This window comes from Psychrobacter sp. 1044, from assembly GCF_904846525.1.
In the GTDB taxonomy this organism is placed as follows: Bacteria; Pseudomonadota; Gammaproteobacteria; order Pseudomonadales; family Moraxellaceae; genus Psychrobacter.
Window position 1 is genome coordinate 1 of the sequence record NZ_CAJHAZ010000013.1, and the last position, 13,713, is coordinate 13,713.

Genomic DNA, 13,713 nt, shown 5'->3' on the forward strand with positions numbered 1-13,713 from the left:
GGCTCGTAATTATAAGTCTATGCTGTATCTAGCTTGTACTATGATTCATTGCAAACTGAATTAGGGACACGCCCTAGGCATATCTGGATATATTCCTTTATAAAATTATTTAAATATTAAGTTTTGGTTCTAATTGCCTAATACCCATTCATCGTTCACTTGATAAACTTTGAAATTGGTCTTGTTAGTGCGGCTCTCCCCCGCGATTGTCTGAGTGATATCAGCGGTACACATATAAGTATTGTCGCCCTCGACAGTGTCACAGTTGATATTCTCGACGCGTTCAAGCTTTGGCATCATACCCTCCATCATGCCGCTCATCGCCTTTGCCATCTCATCATTGCCTGCGTTCGCCATCGCATCGTCCATCATACTATTCGCTTGCTCGTATTGTGCCTCGATTAACGCTTCAACTGTGCTTTCAGAAGGTGCATTAGAGCATGCGACAAATAGCGGTGTTAGTAATGCTATGACTGCCAGTTTTTTCAGATTAATCATCTCAATCTCAATGTATCTATAATGTTACTTCACTATACAGAATTACTTCTAAATACCCAACTTAATTTTAGAATACAAGTTTAGATTTATGATGAATAGCTTTTATAATTTAATGAGATGAAGAAATTAACGTGCGGGGCATACTGACAGTACCTTCACGATACTGCTATGATGTGGTATTCAAAACCGTTGCGAGATAACTGTGTGGCAGGTGTACTTTTTTATATTACCGATTGGTCTGGGAATTATGACCTTGGCAGCAAGTTTGTTATTTTTGTTTGCTTATCTGATGTCTGATGATAATGCCACGCGCTTGCCCGCTTTTAACTGGTTCAAGCGCTTAATTATCGTGGCATTTATACTGCTAAGTGTTGGGCTGTTTATGACCTTTGGTCATTTTTGGGGTTAATAAAATCAGCCTTTAAACATTCAATATTCTTTAATGAACCATTTTTTCTAACTCCAATAATTCTAAATCTTCACGCTTTGGCTCACCATTATTGCCGTCATTTGGAAATGGCATTTTATTACCATTTAGCTCATAACCTCGGCGCTGATAGTAAGCCAACAGCTCAGGACGATGACTCAAAATGGACATGGTCAAACGCGCAGTATTTTTAGCTGCTGCTTGCCCATCTGACTGTAGATGACGAGTAGCAAAGGTTTCTGCCGCTTGCAAAATCACATTGCCAACGCCATGCCCCTGCAGCTCTGGATCTACCGCAAACATACCGATGTAGGCTTTGTTATTTGAGTCAGCATCGGTTTTGATATCGACAGCGATACAACCAAGTATCTCACCCGTTTCCTCTCCATCACGGTCGCCCGTTGTCGTTTTTGGATAGACAAAGTAATAGTGATTAGGGTCATTAATCACGGCAGCGAGCTCGGCTGACGTGGTTCGAATACCGCCAATTAAATCCGCCTCATTGGTCCAACCTGCGGTCTCGCGATAACAGCGATTTAATAATTGCTCAAGTGCACTAATATCATCGGCTTGCGCTTGTCGTAAAAACACAGACTCTCTATCCAAGTAGTTTTCATCATTCATATTATAATTTTTCCTTTCCTTGTTTGTATTAAAAAAACTGACCCAAATCGATAGGTCAGCCTTAATAGTAATATGTATCCATCTTGAGTGCTAGGGCGATAAAGCCTGTGCTTGATCGATAATATTAAATCCTGCCTTAAGCTGTGCACGCGTTGGCGCATGACCACGGCGGAGCAGCTCAGAAAAGGCAACCAATTCTTTATCACGCCCTAAAGTGCTAGCCGCACTAGCACGTGTGTCTTCCCCATCACCATCAAAGTAGTATTCGATATAATCTAATGTATCTGGCGATACCAAATAAGATATTATGATCGGGTGTCGCCGCATGTCCACTATAGCGTAGGCTTTTACCATATTGCATCGTCCAAAAGAAAGGGATGCGCGCGGCGAGCGAGCTGACACTATCATCATTTAATATCGCAGCCGCAGTCACTAAGCCATGTTGCAAGGCCACGCGCCAATGTTCAATGCGCATGCGCCCCATTTGCCCAGAAGCTTTTGCAATATCACCCAATGCATAAACCCCATCACGCAGCTGTAAATACTCATCCACTTGCACGCCATCTGGCGCGTTTACTTCTTCGAATAGTTCTATACGTGGTGCTACGCCAGTCCCCAAAATCACAATATCTGCATCAACTTGCTCACCATTCGCCAGCGTGACACCGCCCACTTGTGAAAAGGTTTGGTTTTCTTCTTCATTCTCAGACTGATTAACAACCCTTTTGACCTCAGCGATTTCATTGACCGTGGCATCAAAAACAAACTGAATGCCTTTTTCTTTATGCAGCTTGATCAGCGCATTACTGACGGTTTCGGAGACAATATTTCCCATGACGCGATGGTCTTGTCCGATGACCGTAATAGAAGCCGTCGTGCCTGCTTGTGCCAATGCGGAAGCGACTTCCATACCGATAAAGCCTGTACCAACAATCACCACACGCTGATCGTGACTGGCCGCTTTTATCAATTTGGCATCATCCATACTGCGCAGCGTATAAACGCCATCAAGCTCAGCCCCTTTAAAAGGCGGTATCTTTGGCTCAGCGCCTGTTGCAACCACTAAAAAATCAGCGGTTTGTCTGTCACTATGACCATTTTTATCTTTAATGATAATGGTACGTTCATTGGGCGATACTTCGCTGACAGTTTGATTCAAGCGCAAATTAATATCGTATTTGCTCGCCCAATCTGCGCCGCCTAGTAGAAGCTTCTCTTCAGGCATATTGCCCGCTAAAAACGCTTTGGACAATAATGAACGGTTATAAGGAGCTTTATCATCAGCACTAATCAAGGTGATTTTGCCGCCATAGCCAGTGTTACGAAGCTGATGCGCTGTCATAAAACCTGCTGCGCCGCCGCCCACGATGAGCGTATGCGTATCGATCAGCTTATCATTTGCAATCTTTTTGTCTATCTTCGCTGAAGTATTTACCGTCAAGCTGTCGCCATTATCGGTCACTTCATATTGAGTCAATCCTGCTATCGCTACTGGCTCTAACAGCGTGCCATCACGGCTATCAAAAGTCGCATGATGCCAAGGACAGACCACGCGATTGCCACAACGTAAGCCTGTGCCTAAATCTGCGCCTGCGTGCGGGCATTTGCCATCGAACGCCTGAAATTCATCGTCGTCGCGGGTAATCAAAATGATACTATCATCATCTTGCTTGTAAGATTTCATGCCGCCACTGGCAATATCAGCCTTATTAATAGTTACTGTATCAATCGTTGCATTGGTCATAAGTCTTCCTTAACAGTTATAATGGTTCCCTGAATCAAACGTGTTGAAAATAACCCTATTGCATCAGCCAGTTTCAACGAAAAATACCATTCTCGATACGTTTGTTTAAATGCTTTTTTAAAACGCTATCCATTGATAGTAACAAGACACTTTCGCACACGCTGTTTTTTTTGTATGTTTCCTGCGTTGCAAAACGTAATCGTTAACTGTTAATCCCTATGCTTACCTATTTTTTTAAATCTTATCCTCAAAATAAAAGATAACTTTATGACTTCTCGTGATGACATGACCGATATTAATGCTAGCCCTCAATCCGCTCTTGAAAACAATCAATTTGATAATGAGCAGTTTGATACGGCAAGTATCGATATTACCGTAGCGACGGATACTGCGCAGTTACCGCAGCCTCTTCAACCACCTGTGCAGCAAGCAACCTATAAAGCCCACGCAACAGACTTTATCGTTAATGAGCTATTGCCGCTCGAATTCACCGGTGAAGGTGAGCATTTATGGCTGCATATCCAAAAATTAGGGATGAATACCGCTTATCTTGCCAAACTGCTGTCAGAGTGGGCAGAGATTCCTCTGCGTGATGTTGGTTATTCAGGTCTTAAAGATCGCCATGCATTGACAACCCAGTGGTTTAGCTTGCGAATCCCAAAAAAACAACTGCCAGCTGCTGAGTTTGCACCAGTCGATATCGGAGCTGATGAATCGGTCACTATCCTCGACCAGCAATGGCACAACAAAAAGCTCAATCGCGGCACGCATCGCGCTAATCAATTCATCATTACCTTGCGTGATATCCAATTTGCTGATTTTGACACAGCATTGCCAGCACCTGAGCAATTATTGTCGGCGAAACAAGATGTCGAGCAGCATTTAGCAAGCATCGCTATAGCTGGCGTGCCCAATTATTTCGGCCCTCAGCGTTTTGGACGTAATGGCAATAATATTAGAGAAGCATTATCGCTGTTTGCGCTCCCACTACAGCAAAGTCGAGCACAACCCAAAAAGAGCAAACGCAAGCACGCGCCACGTGAGCAGAATACGATGGAGCTGTCTGCCGCACGTAGCTTAATTTTCAATGAGATATTGGCAGTACGAGTGCGTGATGGCAGCTGGAATACTGGGCTGGCAGGCGAAGTGTTTAACTTAGAGGGTTCAGGGTCAATATTTACTAGCGAAGCCATAGACGACACGTTGCGTTCACGCCTTGAGACGGGTGACATCCATCCCACTGCTGCATTATGGGGCAAGGATAATGATAAAGTCAGCGGCATGGCGGCAAATATTGAGAAAAATGTGACTCAGCAAAATCCGCTACTGGCTCGCTTAGCCGATGGCTTAGAGCAGCGCGATGTAAAAGCACAGCGCCGCGCGCTGCGCCTACCTATTGAAGCGCTGTCTTGGGAATGGCAGAATAAAGATAATGAACAGACATTGGTGCTCAGCTTTACGTTAACGACAGGTAGCTTTGCCACCAGTGTCTTGGCAAGCTTAGTAAAACAATTAATACACTAAAGCATAATTAAACCTTCGACTATGGCAGCCAGCTATATGCCATAGAGCGCCTCAATATTATTATTTTTTGCTGCCAACATCTCGTTGGCACTCACCACTTGATCACGGCCACAGCCTTTGGCTTCATACAAAGCCTTATCTGCCATACAAATTAAGCGCTGGCAAATATCGTGAGGTAGCTGCACTGCGGGAATTTTACGATTCACGCGTTTGCTACTATACGAGGGGATTCTCTGCGGTTTAGCAAGCGACTGCGATGCATCCTTTTTATTCAGAGTTTCGCAGGCTTGTTGTATACAATTACGCTCACCATGGGTCAGTGTATATAGCCCCAAGCTGGCAGTCACACTAAAGATTGTATCGTCATCGAGAATGATGACGTGTTTGGCGATAACGCGCCGTAATTGTTCAGCAATTATCATAGCTGTGTCGTGCTTCGTATCTGGCAACACAATCAAAAACTCCTCACCGCCATAGCGACTCACGATTGTTTCATCAGTTAAAGACTGCAAGAGCGTCTGTGCGACCTCTACCAATACTCGATCCCCGATCTCATGACCGTAACTGTCATTGACCTCTTTAAACCAATCCAAATCCAATAAAATAACGCTGATATCTTGATGGTCTTCTACTGACTTCAGCACCTGCTTCATTTGCATCATCCCGTAACGGCGACTTTTGAGTTGAGTTAGCTCATCTTGATTGGCATGCTGTAGAATTTCCTTTTTACTGTCATCCAATATTAGTAACAAAGTACGAAACATATAGATAATAAAAATAGCTTTTGGTAGCGCCATATAAATATGTGTAGAACGCCAAAAAAAAGCGGAAGATCGGCGCAATTGATCAACACTGTCCCAATTTAGTGTGCCATTTTGAAAAATAGAGGCAGAGATGGCATTTTCTATTGTCGTAATTTCACTGTAATTGATATAACTATAATAGGTATCAAGAGGAATGACCGTGAGCGTCATTTGACGCAGATTGGGTAAAGTAACGCCAAGATAAGGAATAAATGTGACTGCCAGAATGACGGCTGCGTGCCCTAAAAACGCTCTCCATACATAGCGCCGACGTATAAGCATCATCCCCAGTATCGCACCGCCGACTAAAGAGACGCCCGCGACCAAGCTACTATGTCCTAAAACTAAAATAACCATTGCAATATAGGCACTATAAACCGTAATTAGTATGCCTTGCCATTTATACAAATTGCTATTGGCTTTTTTGACAGGTGAAAAACGACTGGTCATCCATAATAAAAACAAAGCTACCAGTGTCACGCCGAACCATAGTGGATACAGCAGGGCTATATCGACATAGGTGTCATAAATATCGCGGCGCCACCAAACAAATAAACACCATAGCCAGTGTAAAGATACCTCCATCACCATAAATAAAGCCAGTAATGACGTTTTATCAGCAGCTTGCCACTCAAAAATTGCTTGAGATAGCTTGGTGTAGCCTAGATGAGATATCGATACAGCCATAGTAGGGCTACCGCAAATATTGAAAGTTATTAAGTCGACATTAAAACCATTAAATAAAAATCAAAAGCCTGAATCAACAATAATAAATGATATGACTTTTTACCTTATACCATTCCCAAAAACTTAAGTAGATAAGAATGCGAGTGTCGGTACTACATTTTTTAAACTAAATGGGAGTTAACATCGACGATTTCATTTTTAAAAATAAATCCCACTTATCTAGTGTGGCAATTTCTGTCGCAGTTATCAATCTATTTAGTGCCTTCATGCGTCAACATATGACGCATGATTTTTGGATAACCTGTCAATTGATATTTCAGCTGAGTTAACATTCAAAACTGTACTCAGCAATGAATTCTTGGCTACGAAAACATTGCAAAAGACTGCCAAACTCCCTGCTGCTCAGGGTTCATTGTCGGTACATCACCCAAACGACGCCACGGCATATTGCTACCATGAAAGTCACTGCCGATCGAGGCGACAAGATTGTGGGCAGCGATACTGCGATCGACCATTCTGCGAGTACTAACCGGTTCGCTATTCGACGGCAGCTCACAAGCATCGCCACCAAGACCAGCAAACTCTTCAATCAGTTTACGGACTCGTGTTGCTGAAAGCTGATAGCGCGTGGGATGCGCCAACACCGCCTTGCCACCACAAGCATGGATCAGCTCAATGCCATCAGCCATGCTCAGTGCATCAATCGCCACATAAGCAGGCTTATTATCTGCCAAATACTTATCAAAGGCTTTTTGTACTGTCTTGACTTCACCGCGCTCAAACAATACTTGACCAATATGCGCGCGCCCGACCGCTTGTGGATTGCCGCCAGCTTTATCAAGTACGGCTTGCCACAGCTCATCATAGTTAATATCCAATAGCGCGCTGAGTTTTTCAGTGATTCGCTGACCACGCGTGGCACGGCTATCCTGTAATTGCTGCAGCGTTGCATGCATTTTTTCGCGATCGGTAAAATCTAACCCCAGCACATGGATGATTTTATTGGTTGATTTATTTTTGCCATACCCACCAATAAGTGTGTGCTCACAGCTTATCTCGACCCCATTAATCAGCTGCATATCGCAGGCAATGGCAGCCTCACGCGCCTCATCAATTCCTGCCAGCGTATCGTGATCGGTCAATGCCAATACATTGACGCCGGCCGCATGGGCGCGCTGCACTACTTCCGTTGGTGCATAAGTACCATCAGAGCAAGTGCTGTGACAATGTAAATCGAATTTCATAAGAGAAGCCTTAGCATTAAAAATTAAAAGTGTAGAAAATAAAAAAATGAGCACATTGCCAATAAGCCGTTATATTTGGCAGTTGTCATGATTATGAGTCATAATCATGAGATATTGCTACGCAGGCCTGTGATATAGCATGATTATCGTGTTGATTGCTTTTTTTTGGCGCAGTAGACGTGTAAACTACCCCATACGTTTTTGTCGGACATCCCCTTTGCTATGAAAGCTTTATTAGACTTTATTCCCTTAATTGCCTTTTTCATTGCTGCTCGCTACAGCGGTATCTTAGCGGGGGCAGGTGCGTTGCTCATCGCCACTATCATTGTTTATGCCATTCATTTTATTCGCCAAAAAGGCACTTTTGATAAACAGCAATGGGTTGTCTTACTATTAACCATTTTGTTTTGTGGTGGTACTTTATTATTGCGTGATGATATCTATCTGCGTTGGAAGTCACCCATTATCAACGGTATCTTTGCACTAACACTTTTAGTCAGTGCTGCGATTAATAAGCCACTGATGCAATTGGCGATGAAAGATGTTTTTTTGCTGACGATGAGTGGCTGGAAAAAACTCACTCTCGCTTGGGCACTATTCTTCGCCTTTATGGGCATACTGCATTATATCACAGCGTTTACGATGTCAGATGAGGCATGGATTAACTTTAAAACTTACGGCTGGATTCCGATTATGTTGGTATTCGTCATCGCCCAGTTTGCCGTATTAAAAAAGCACCTCAACCCTGCGCTCACGGATAAAACCGTCAAATAATACTCAATTTATCATTTTCTATCATTTTATAATAAAGCCAATGCTATTTCTAAATGCCAATAGCGACAATCATTAATCGCAATTAGCTCAGGCGCATTAAGCAAAACACTTTAAATTAATCATAATTTTTATTAATCGAGGAAGTCTCATGTCCTTATTTGCCATTATTGGTCATGACGTGGCCAATAGCAGCGCACAACGTCAGATTACCCGCGCTGAACATGTCGAACGCTTGCAAGCTTTAGATCATGACAATCGACTGATTATCGCTGGTCCCACACCTATCGAGCATGGCAAAGGCGAGATGTCAGGCAGCTTAATTATTGCTGACTTTGACTCTGCAGAAGCAGCGCAATCATGGGCAAATGATGAGCCTTACTTACGTGATGGCGTGTACAGTCACGTAGATATCAAACCCTTTATCCATACATTGCCAAAAGCGGATGACAGCGCATCAGTTAAAGTAGCAAAATCGTGATTCAGTGCCTATCTTTGTTAAAAAGTCGCTCTTATCAGCGTAGCATTGTTAGTATGATTTTTATGGCTACTGTTTCAGCACAGGCTGCGCCGACGGTGACAGCTATCGATGTGGCTGATCCAACACTCACGACACCCGTGCCAGCTCAACCAATATCGACCGCTCAACCAACAAAAAACTCAGTGATGAATATCAGCGATACATTGGCGGCGCAATTACAACCATCTGATAAGGCGTTATCCGATGCCAATCAGCAGCTATTAAGCCGTAATGCACAGTTGCAGCGCGAGTTGAATGACTTGCAAACTCAAGTAAATGTTTTGGTCTACGAGAGCAAAGGTCAGCTTTTTTTATACGGTGCATTTACTGTGTTAATTAGCTTGCTAGTCGGTATTTTTGTTTCTTGGTTGGTGTTTGTCCGCCGTGAACGCTGGTAACTAGTACCACGCGCTTTTTATTGATTTATCTTATGTGACTGTCTATGTCTAAATCCATGTTCGAATCAAAAGATACTGATACCTCGTCGATATCCTCTAAAAACACTCAGTCATTAAGCATTCACTCATCAAATATCACCCCTGCCAAGATTGATTGGCAGATGGATGATACGGGTAATAAAGTGCCTGTATCGGGTGAGTTTGGTGATGTTTACTTCTCAAATGCTGATGGTTTAGCGGAATCGCGTCATGTGTTTTTGGCGCACAATCAATTGCCTGAACGACTGACCAATCTTGCACCAAAGCAATGCTTTACGGTTGCTGAATTGGGCTTTGGTACTGGACTGAATTTTCTCGCTACATGGCAGCTATGGCGACAGCTGCGAGATATACACCCTCAATTAGCAACTGCAAAACTGCATTTTATTACCACTGAAAAGTTCCCGATACCCCTTACCGACCTTACCCAAATACTTGCCTTATGGGGACAGCGCGCGCCTGAATTGACAACACTGATTGAGCTATTATTAGCGGCCTATCCGCCTCTTATTGCGGGCTGTCATCGTTTGAGTTTCTTTGATGATAATTTGACCGTTGATATATGGTTGGGTGACGCAGCTGAGAGCTTAGCCAAACTATCAAGTAACTCTTCTAGCTCGCATGCACCTTATGTTGACGCTTGGTTTTTAGATGGTTTTGCGCCCTCTTGCAATAGTACCTTGTGGGCGGATAGTATTTTTGCACAAATGCAGCGTTTATCACGCCCCAATACAACTGCCGCCACCTATAGCTGTGCCGGTATCGTCAAACGTGCGCTGCAAGATTGTGGCTTTCAGATCAAAAAAGTGAAAGGCTTTGGTCGTAAGAACGAAATGCTAACGGCGGTCATGCTAGATACCATAAATTTAACTGACAATAATAATGAAAACAATAGTAAAGACATAAATAGTAAAGACATCACCTTTTACAATAATGCTAGCACCGCCGCGCCCGACAACGATAGCCAATCAGCCAAACCCACTGACAACCTGCCCGCCCATAGCATTGTCATTGGCGCTGGCGTTTCGGGGCTATTAACGGCTTGGTCATTGGCCAATCGTGGTATTCAAGTGACTTTGCTAGATAAATCAGCACCGTTGGCAGGCGCATCAGGCAACCCTCGTGCCCTGCTTGCTCCCAAGATGACGCCCATTCATCATGTCGACGAACATTTACATACTATGGGCTATCTCTATAGCAGCAGGCTATATCGATGCTTAAATGTAGACGCTAAAAAATCAGCATTAGTGCCAATACTTGAACCAACGGGCGCTCTTGATCTGCTTATGAAAGCCAATATTGGCACAGAGCAAATCGCTGATTATCCCGATGAGATGGCCACCACACTATCCCATGAGCAGGCGCAAACTGTCAGCGGGTTAAAAACACAAGATTTATCAGAGAATTTGTATTTACCACAGTCTGGCTTGGTCAATCCACAAGCATTAAAAGATACTATCCTAATGCATCCGCTCATCCACTTTCAGCAAGTAGACGTTAAGAGTATTAGCGAAACAGAAGAAAGTATTTGTGTCGCAGGCAGTAATCAGGATAAGCAGACGATATCCATTAGCGCTGATAATGTGGTCATTTGCGCAGCTTTTGAGAGTCATCAACTGGACAAGCGTATTTTTGATTGTCGTAAAATTCGTGGTCAGCTTTCTTGGTTTACGCCCACAACCGAACAGCTCACCATATTACCCAAAATACCGCTTAAATACAGCGGTTACTGTGCGTTATTTACCGCGCAAACAGATGATGCACAATTGAACGATGTTGTAGAACAGCAATCTCAGTTTTTATTAGGCGCAAGCTTTATACGTAATGATACCGACATAGATATCCGCACAGAAGAGCATCAGATTAGCCGCGACAAACTAGTGACTGCCATTCCTGAGATGGACTCGATTATTCCAACAGATATTAGTTTGTGGCAAGGACGGGCGGGTATTCGCACGCAAACACCTGATTACCATCCTATCGTTGGCGTACTAGCAGATAGTAAACGAACTTGGGTAATGAGTGCCATGGGAGCTAAGGGATATGCCATCGCACCAATATGTGCTGAAGCATTAACAGATATGATGTTAGGAGCATTTACCCCCTTATCAACAGCGATGCTTGCGCGCCTGTCGCCAAATCGTACGCGTTTACAAACACCGCTTACTTGAGATTTTTAGTCAAAGGTTTAATCACTGCCTTCCATTCTAGATTTAACCGCACCAAAAAGTGATTTTCCAGTGTCAGAGTCGCGGGACTCTTGATGACCAATTTTAGTACTACTTTGAGTATCAGTCGTAATCATTGGGGCAGTTAAAGTCCGAATCTGTGCTTCGTCACGGGTGTTTTTTTGAATGGTCACTGCAGCAAATAAACTCATGGTAAATGCCATCATATAAAAGCCTTTTTCACTTAAGCTTAAACTTCCCGCATTCATCAAACCAATAGCGATTAGCGCAATGGATAATCCAAGAGCCGCCCAGCTGATTAGATAATACATATTGGTTGTTGGAATACCTTCACTACGATCACGAAGGGTTTTTTGCAAGCTAATTGCTGAATAAAGACCTAGCGCCAACACCGCTATATAATAGCCTTTTTCATTTAATAACATACTCTGTGCATTCCATAAGCCAAGTAAATACGCTAGGACACCCACCAACATCACCGCCCAAGAAGTCCCGACATAAGCAGTAGTTGGTTTATAAGCGGCTAGCTGACTCTTCGTAATCGTGTCATTATTCATCATCTTCCTTAATTAGAAATAGGCAAGCACTTAGTCGTAAAATATATAGTGGTAAGATACATAATAGCGAGATAAACAGTAGCGAGATACAACTTTTATCGACCACTATTTTGCCTTAACATAACACAAGCATGTTATATTGTAATCTAAAAAATTTTTTTAGATAAATAGCATTTTTTATGACAGAGCCTCGACATGTCTTTTTTTACCTTACTCATTTTGCTTAGCCTAATTGTTATCGTGCCCATATTTTTTGTGATGAAAGAAAAGTCTAAGCACACACAGATTGCGTCTATACAGCGGCATCAAGAATACTTGGCTTCTGCGAATCTTGTTGCTACCCAGTCTAAAGCAGATATGGCGGTAAACAACGAGGTAAATCATGAGCGAGCTAATGGGCTCAGCATGATTAATTTTTCAGCTCGACATCCTTTTATCAAGCTACTTTATGACGAGCAAGTACCTAAGGCGTTTCGAGTGACTATGGACAATATTGGACAACAATATGAGTCTACCCATCATGAAGAAATCACTGAATCACAGCTATTTACCCTCAATAAACTCATCACCACACGTGTTCCAGAATTGATGGGCGACTACCTTAGCCTCGATCAACATTATGCCAAAACAGTCATTATCGATACCGACAAACAAAATACCAGCTATGACATGGTATTAGATCAATTAGACTCGATTTTAGACTTTTCTCAAAAGCTCAATATCCAAAGCCAAAGTGGCGTTGTAGATAAGCTACTTGCCAGCCGTCGATACTTAGATGACGTGTATAAAGAAAGCGGTATGGCAGCCGACAATCTAAAACTGAAATAATAATGCGTGTAGATAGTAAGCAAGAAATTGATAGTAATAGCAAATGACGGTCATATTTGACTGTGAGGGATAAATAAGTCTACGTCGTTCACTATACTTTAAACAAAAACTCTGCCAATGGATAGCCGTATGATCATGAAAATCGATGCTCTTACAATTGCAAAATCAAAGCCCTATTTTCAGGCGATTTCTGCTATTTTTTTAAGTATCTCACTATTGAGTGCTTGCCAAAAAACACCAGAGCCTGAGACAGATAACGAAACAATCTCTGCAGCGGCGGTACAAAGCACACCCGTGACTACCAATATTAATGTTGATAAGACCGCTAATAATGGTGATGATATCGCAAATTCTGAAGTAAGTTCAGAACAAGATGTAAGCTTAACTGAGCTAGAAAATGACCTTGGTGCAACAGACTCGGTAGCAAACAATACTGCCATAGCACCAAATCCAGAACAAGCCATTAAAGGCGCGCAAATTACTGATGTCCGTTATAAAAATGCAGCTGGTGAATCACTCTCGGTCGTTTTTGAAACCTCAGCAGCAGGCGTACTCAACGCTATCGTTAGCCTACCTAATAAACCAAAAATGACACTAAGTGCACCAGAAGGTCAAGGCAATAACCCAACTTATCGATCAACCGATGGCAGCATCGAGCTGGTCAGTCATGCTGGTGGTGGTACTATCGACCTTGTCCAAAATAACAAAATCACTAGCTTTGATGCAGTCAGTGCCGAAGCAGAAGTCATCACTGAGTAATTGATTAAAAAATACAGCTTAGCACCTTTAAAAAGTTACATAAAAGAAATCTCTTAAGCATTAAAAAGGCGGCAAATATTTATGATATTTGCCGCCTTTTT

Annotated in this window: 15 protein-coding genes; 8 read left to right on the top strand and 7 right to left on the bottom strand. The window is 42.8% G+C overall.

Features of this window, described 5'->3' with window-relative positions; translation table 11 throughout:
• Window positions 1–129 precede the first annotated feature (129 nt).
• Window positions 130–498 carry a hypothetical protein gene (locus tag JMX82_RS10115; protein ID WP_201540452.1) on the bottom strand — a complete coding sequence of 123 codons (369 nt, stop codon included), beginning with the start codon at window positions 496–498 and terminating at the stop codon, window positions 130–132.
• A gap of 247 nt (window positions 499–745) precedes the next feature.
• Between JMX82_RS10115 and JMX82_RS10120 the strand changes: the two genes are divergently transcribed.
• Entirely contained in the window at window positions 746–907 is a 162-nt protein-coding gene (locus tag JMX82_RS10120; protein ID WP_227676031.1) for a hypothetical protein, read from the top strand.
• Window positions 908–937: 30 nt separating this feature from the next.
• On the opposite strand, the gene JMX82_RS10125 is transcribed toward JMX82_RS10120, so the two are convergent.
• From JMX82_RS10125 to JMX82_RS10130, 3 genes are all read right to left on the bottom strand, one after another.
• The gene (locus JMX82_RS10125) at window positions 938–1,549 is read right to left on the bottom strand and encodes a GNAT family N-acetyltransferase (RefSeq protein ID WP_201540453.1); all 612 of its coding nucleotides are present in this window, start codon (window positions 1,547–1,549) and stop codon (window positions 938–940) included.
• Between the two features lie 90 nt (window positions 1,550–1,639).
• Entirely contained in the window at window positions 1,640–1,846 is a 207-nt protein-coding gene (locus tag JMX82_RS14260; protein ID WP_227676590.1) for a hypothetical protein, read from the bottom strand.
• Window positions 1,803–3,293, bottom strand: a complete 1,491-nt coding sequence (locus JMX82_RS10130; RefSeq protein ID WP_227676594.1) for an FAD-dependent oxidoreductase — start codon at window positions 3,291–3,293, stop codon at window positions 1,803–1,805. Before JMX82_RS10130 ends, JMX82_RS14260 begins: the two co-directional genes overlap by 44 nt.
• A 267-nt stretch (window positions 3,294–3,560) precedes the next feature.
• Here JMX82_RS10130 and truD point away from each other — a divergent pair, with 267 nt between their 5' ends.
• Window positions 3,561–4,817 (top strand): tRNA pseudouridine(13) synthase TruD, encoded by a 1,257-nt coding sequence (gene truD / locus JMX82_RS10135; protein WP_227676596.1) that lies wholly within the window; start codon window positions 3,561–3,563, stop codon window positions 4,815–4,817.
• Window positions 4,818–4,849: 32 nt separating this feature from the next.
• Here truD and JMX82_RS10140 read toward each other — a convergent pair whose 3' ends face one another.
• Window positions 4,850–6,307, bottom strand: a complete 1,458-nt coding sequence (locus JMX82_RS10140) for a sensor domain-containing diguanylate cyclase (protein WP_201540454.1) — start codon at window positions 6,305–6,307, stop codon at window positions 4,850–4,852.
• Between the two features lie 362 nt (window positions 6,308–6,669).
• Window positions 6,670–7,551: a PHP domain-containing protein gene (locus JMX82_RS10145; protein ID WP_060491734.1), complete on the bottom strand. Its 882-nt coding sequence runs from the start codon at window positions 7,549–7,551 to the stop codon at window positions 6,670–6,672.
• Window positions 7,552–7,773: 222 nt separating this feature from the next.
• Here JMX82_RS10145 and ispZ point away from each other — a divergent pair, with 222 nt between their 5' ends.
• The 4 genes from ispZ (at window position 7,774) to mnmD (ending at window position 11,450) form a co-directional block, all read left to right on the top strand.
• Window positions 7,774–8,325, top strand: a complete 552-nt coding sequence (ispZ, locus tag JMX82_RS10150; protein WP_045444273.1) for a septation protein IspZ — start codon at window positions 7,774–7,776, stop codon at window positions 8,323–8,325.
• Between the two features lie 148 nt (window positions 8,326–8,473).
• Window positions 8,474–8,803: a YciI family protein gene (locus tag JMX82_RS10155; protein WP_109589571.1), complete on the top strand. Its 330-nt coding sequence runs from the start codon at window positions 8,474–8,476 to the stop codon at window positions 8,801–8,803.
• A 62-nt stretch (window positions 8,804–8,865) separates the two neighbouring features.
• A complete protein-coding gene (locus JMX82_RS10160; RefSeq protein WP_227676597.1) occupies window positions 8,866–9,240 on the top strand; it encodes a hypothetical protein in 375 nt (124 codons plus the stop codon).
• Between the two features lie 44 nt (window positions 9,241–9,284).
• Window positions 9,285–11,450: a tRNA (5-methylaminomethyl-2-thiouridine)(34)-methyltransferase MnmD gene (mnmD, locus tag JMX82_RS10165; protein ID WP_413786768.1), complete on the top strand. Its 2,166-nt coding sequence runs from the start codon at window positions 9,285–9,287 to the stop codon at window positions 11,448–11,450.
• Between the two features lie 17 nt (window positions 11,451–11,467).
• Here mnmD and yiaA read toward each other — a convergent pair whose 3' ends face one another.
• Window positions 11,468–12,025 carry an inner membrane protein YiaA gene (gene yiaA / locus JMX82_RS10170; RefSeq protein ID WP_055124683.1) on the bottom strand — a complete coding sequence of 186 codons (558 nt, stop codon included), beginning with the start codon at window positions 12,023–12,025 and terminating at the stop codon, window positions 11,468–11,470.
• 195 nt (window positions 12,026–12,220) lie between these two features.
• On the opposite strand from yiaA, the gene JMX82_RS10175 reads away from it, so the two are divergent.
• Window positions 12,221–12,853 carry a hypothetical protein gene (locus JMX82_RS10175; protein ID WP_201540456.1) on the top strand — a complete coding sequence of 211 codons (633 nt, stop codon included), beginning with the start codon at window positions 12,221–12,223 and terminating at the stop codon, window positions 12,851–12,853.
• 129 nt (window positions 12,854–12,982) lie between these two features.
• Window positions 12,983–13,612 (top strand): hypothetical protein, encoded by a 630-nt coding sequence (locus JMX82_RS10180; RefSeq protein ID WP_227676599.1) that lies wholly within the window; start codon window positions 12,983–12,985, stop codon window positions 13,610–13,612.
• Window positions 13,613–13,713 lie beyond the last annotated feature (101 nt).

Bases quoted from the DNA above. Each gene is read 5' to 3' on its own strand.
- JMX82_RS10115 (WP_201540452.1), bottom strand. From the start codon at position 498: ATGATTAATCTGAAAAAACTGGCAGTCATAGCATTACTAACACCGCTA.
- JMX82_RS10120 (WP_227676031.1), top strand. From the start codon at position 746: ATGACCTTGGCAGCAAGTTTGTTATTTTTGTTTGCTTATCTGATGTCT.
- JMX82_RS10125 (WP_201540453.1), bottom strand. From the start codon at position 1,549: ATGAATGATGAAAACTACTTGGATAGAGAGTCTGTGTTTTTACGACAA.
- JMX82_RS10130 (WP_227676594.1), bottom strand. From the start codon at position 3,293: ATGACCAATGCAACGATTGATACAGTAACTATTAATAAGGCTGATATT.
- truD (WP_227676596.1), top strand. From the start codon at position 3,561: ATGACTTCTCGTGATGACATGACCGATATTAATGCTAGCCCTCAATCC.
- JMX82_RS10140 (WP_201540454.1), bottom strand. From the start codon at position 6,307: ATGGCTGTATCGATATCTCATCTAGGCTACACCAAGCTATCTCAAGCA.
- JMX82_RS10145 (WP_060491734.1), bottom strand. From the start codon at position 7,551: ATGAAATTCGATTTACATTGTCACAGCACTTGCTCTGATGGTACTTAT.
- ispZ (WP_045444273.1), top strand. From the start codon at position 7,774: ATGAAAGCTTTATTAGACTTTATTCCCTTAATTGCCTTTTTCATTGCT.
- JMX82_RS10155 (WP_109589571.1), top strand. From the start codon at position 8,474: ATGTCCTTATTTGCCATTATTGGTCATGACGTGGCCAATAGCAGCGCA.
- JMX82_RS10160 (WP_227676597.1), top strand. From the start codon at position 8,866: ATGGCTACTGTTTCAGCACAGGCTGCGCCGACGGTGACAGCTATCGAT.
- mnmD (WP_413786768.1), top strand. From the start codon at position 9,285: ATGTCTAAATCCATGTTCGAATCAAAAGATACTGATACCTCGTCGATA.
- yiaA (WP_055124683.1), bottom strand. From the start codon at position 12,025: ATGAATAATGACACGATTACGAAGAGTCAGCTAGCCGCTTATAAACCA.
- JMX82_RS10175 (WP_201540456.1), top strand. From the start codon at position 12,221: ATGTCTTTTTTTACCTTACTCATTTTGCTTAGCCTAATTGTTATCGTG.
- JMX82_RS10180 (WP_227676599.1), top strand. From the start codon at position 12,983: ATGATCATGAAAATCGATGCTCTTACAATTGCAAAATCAAAGCCCTAT.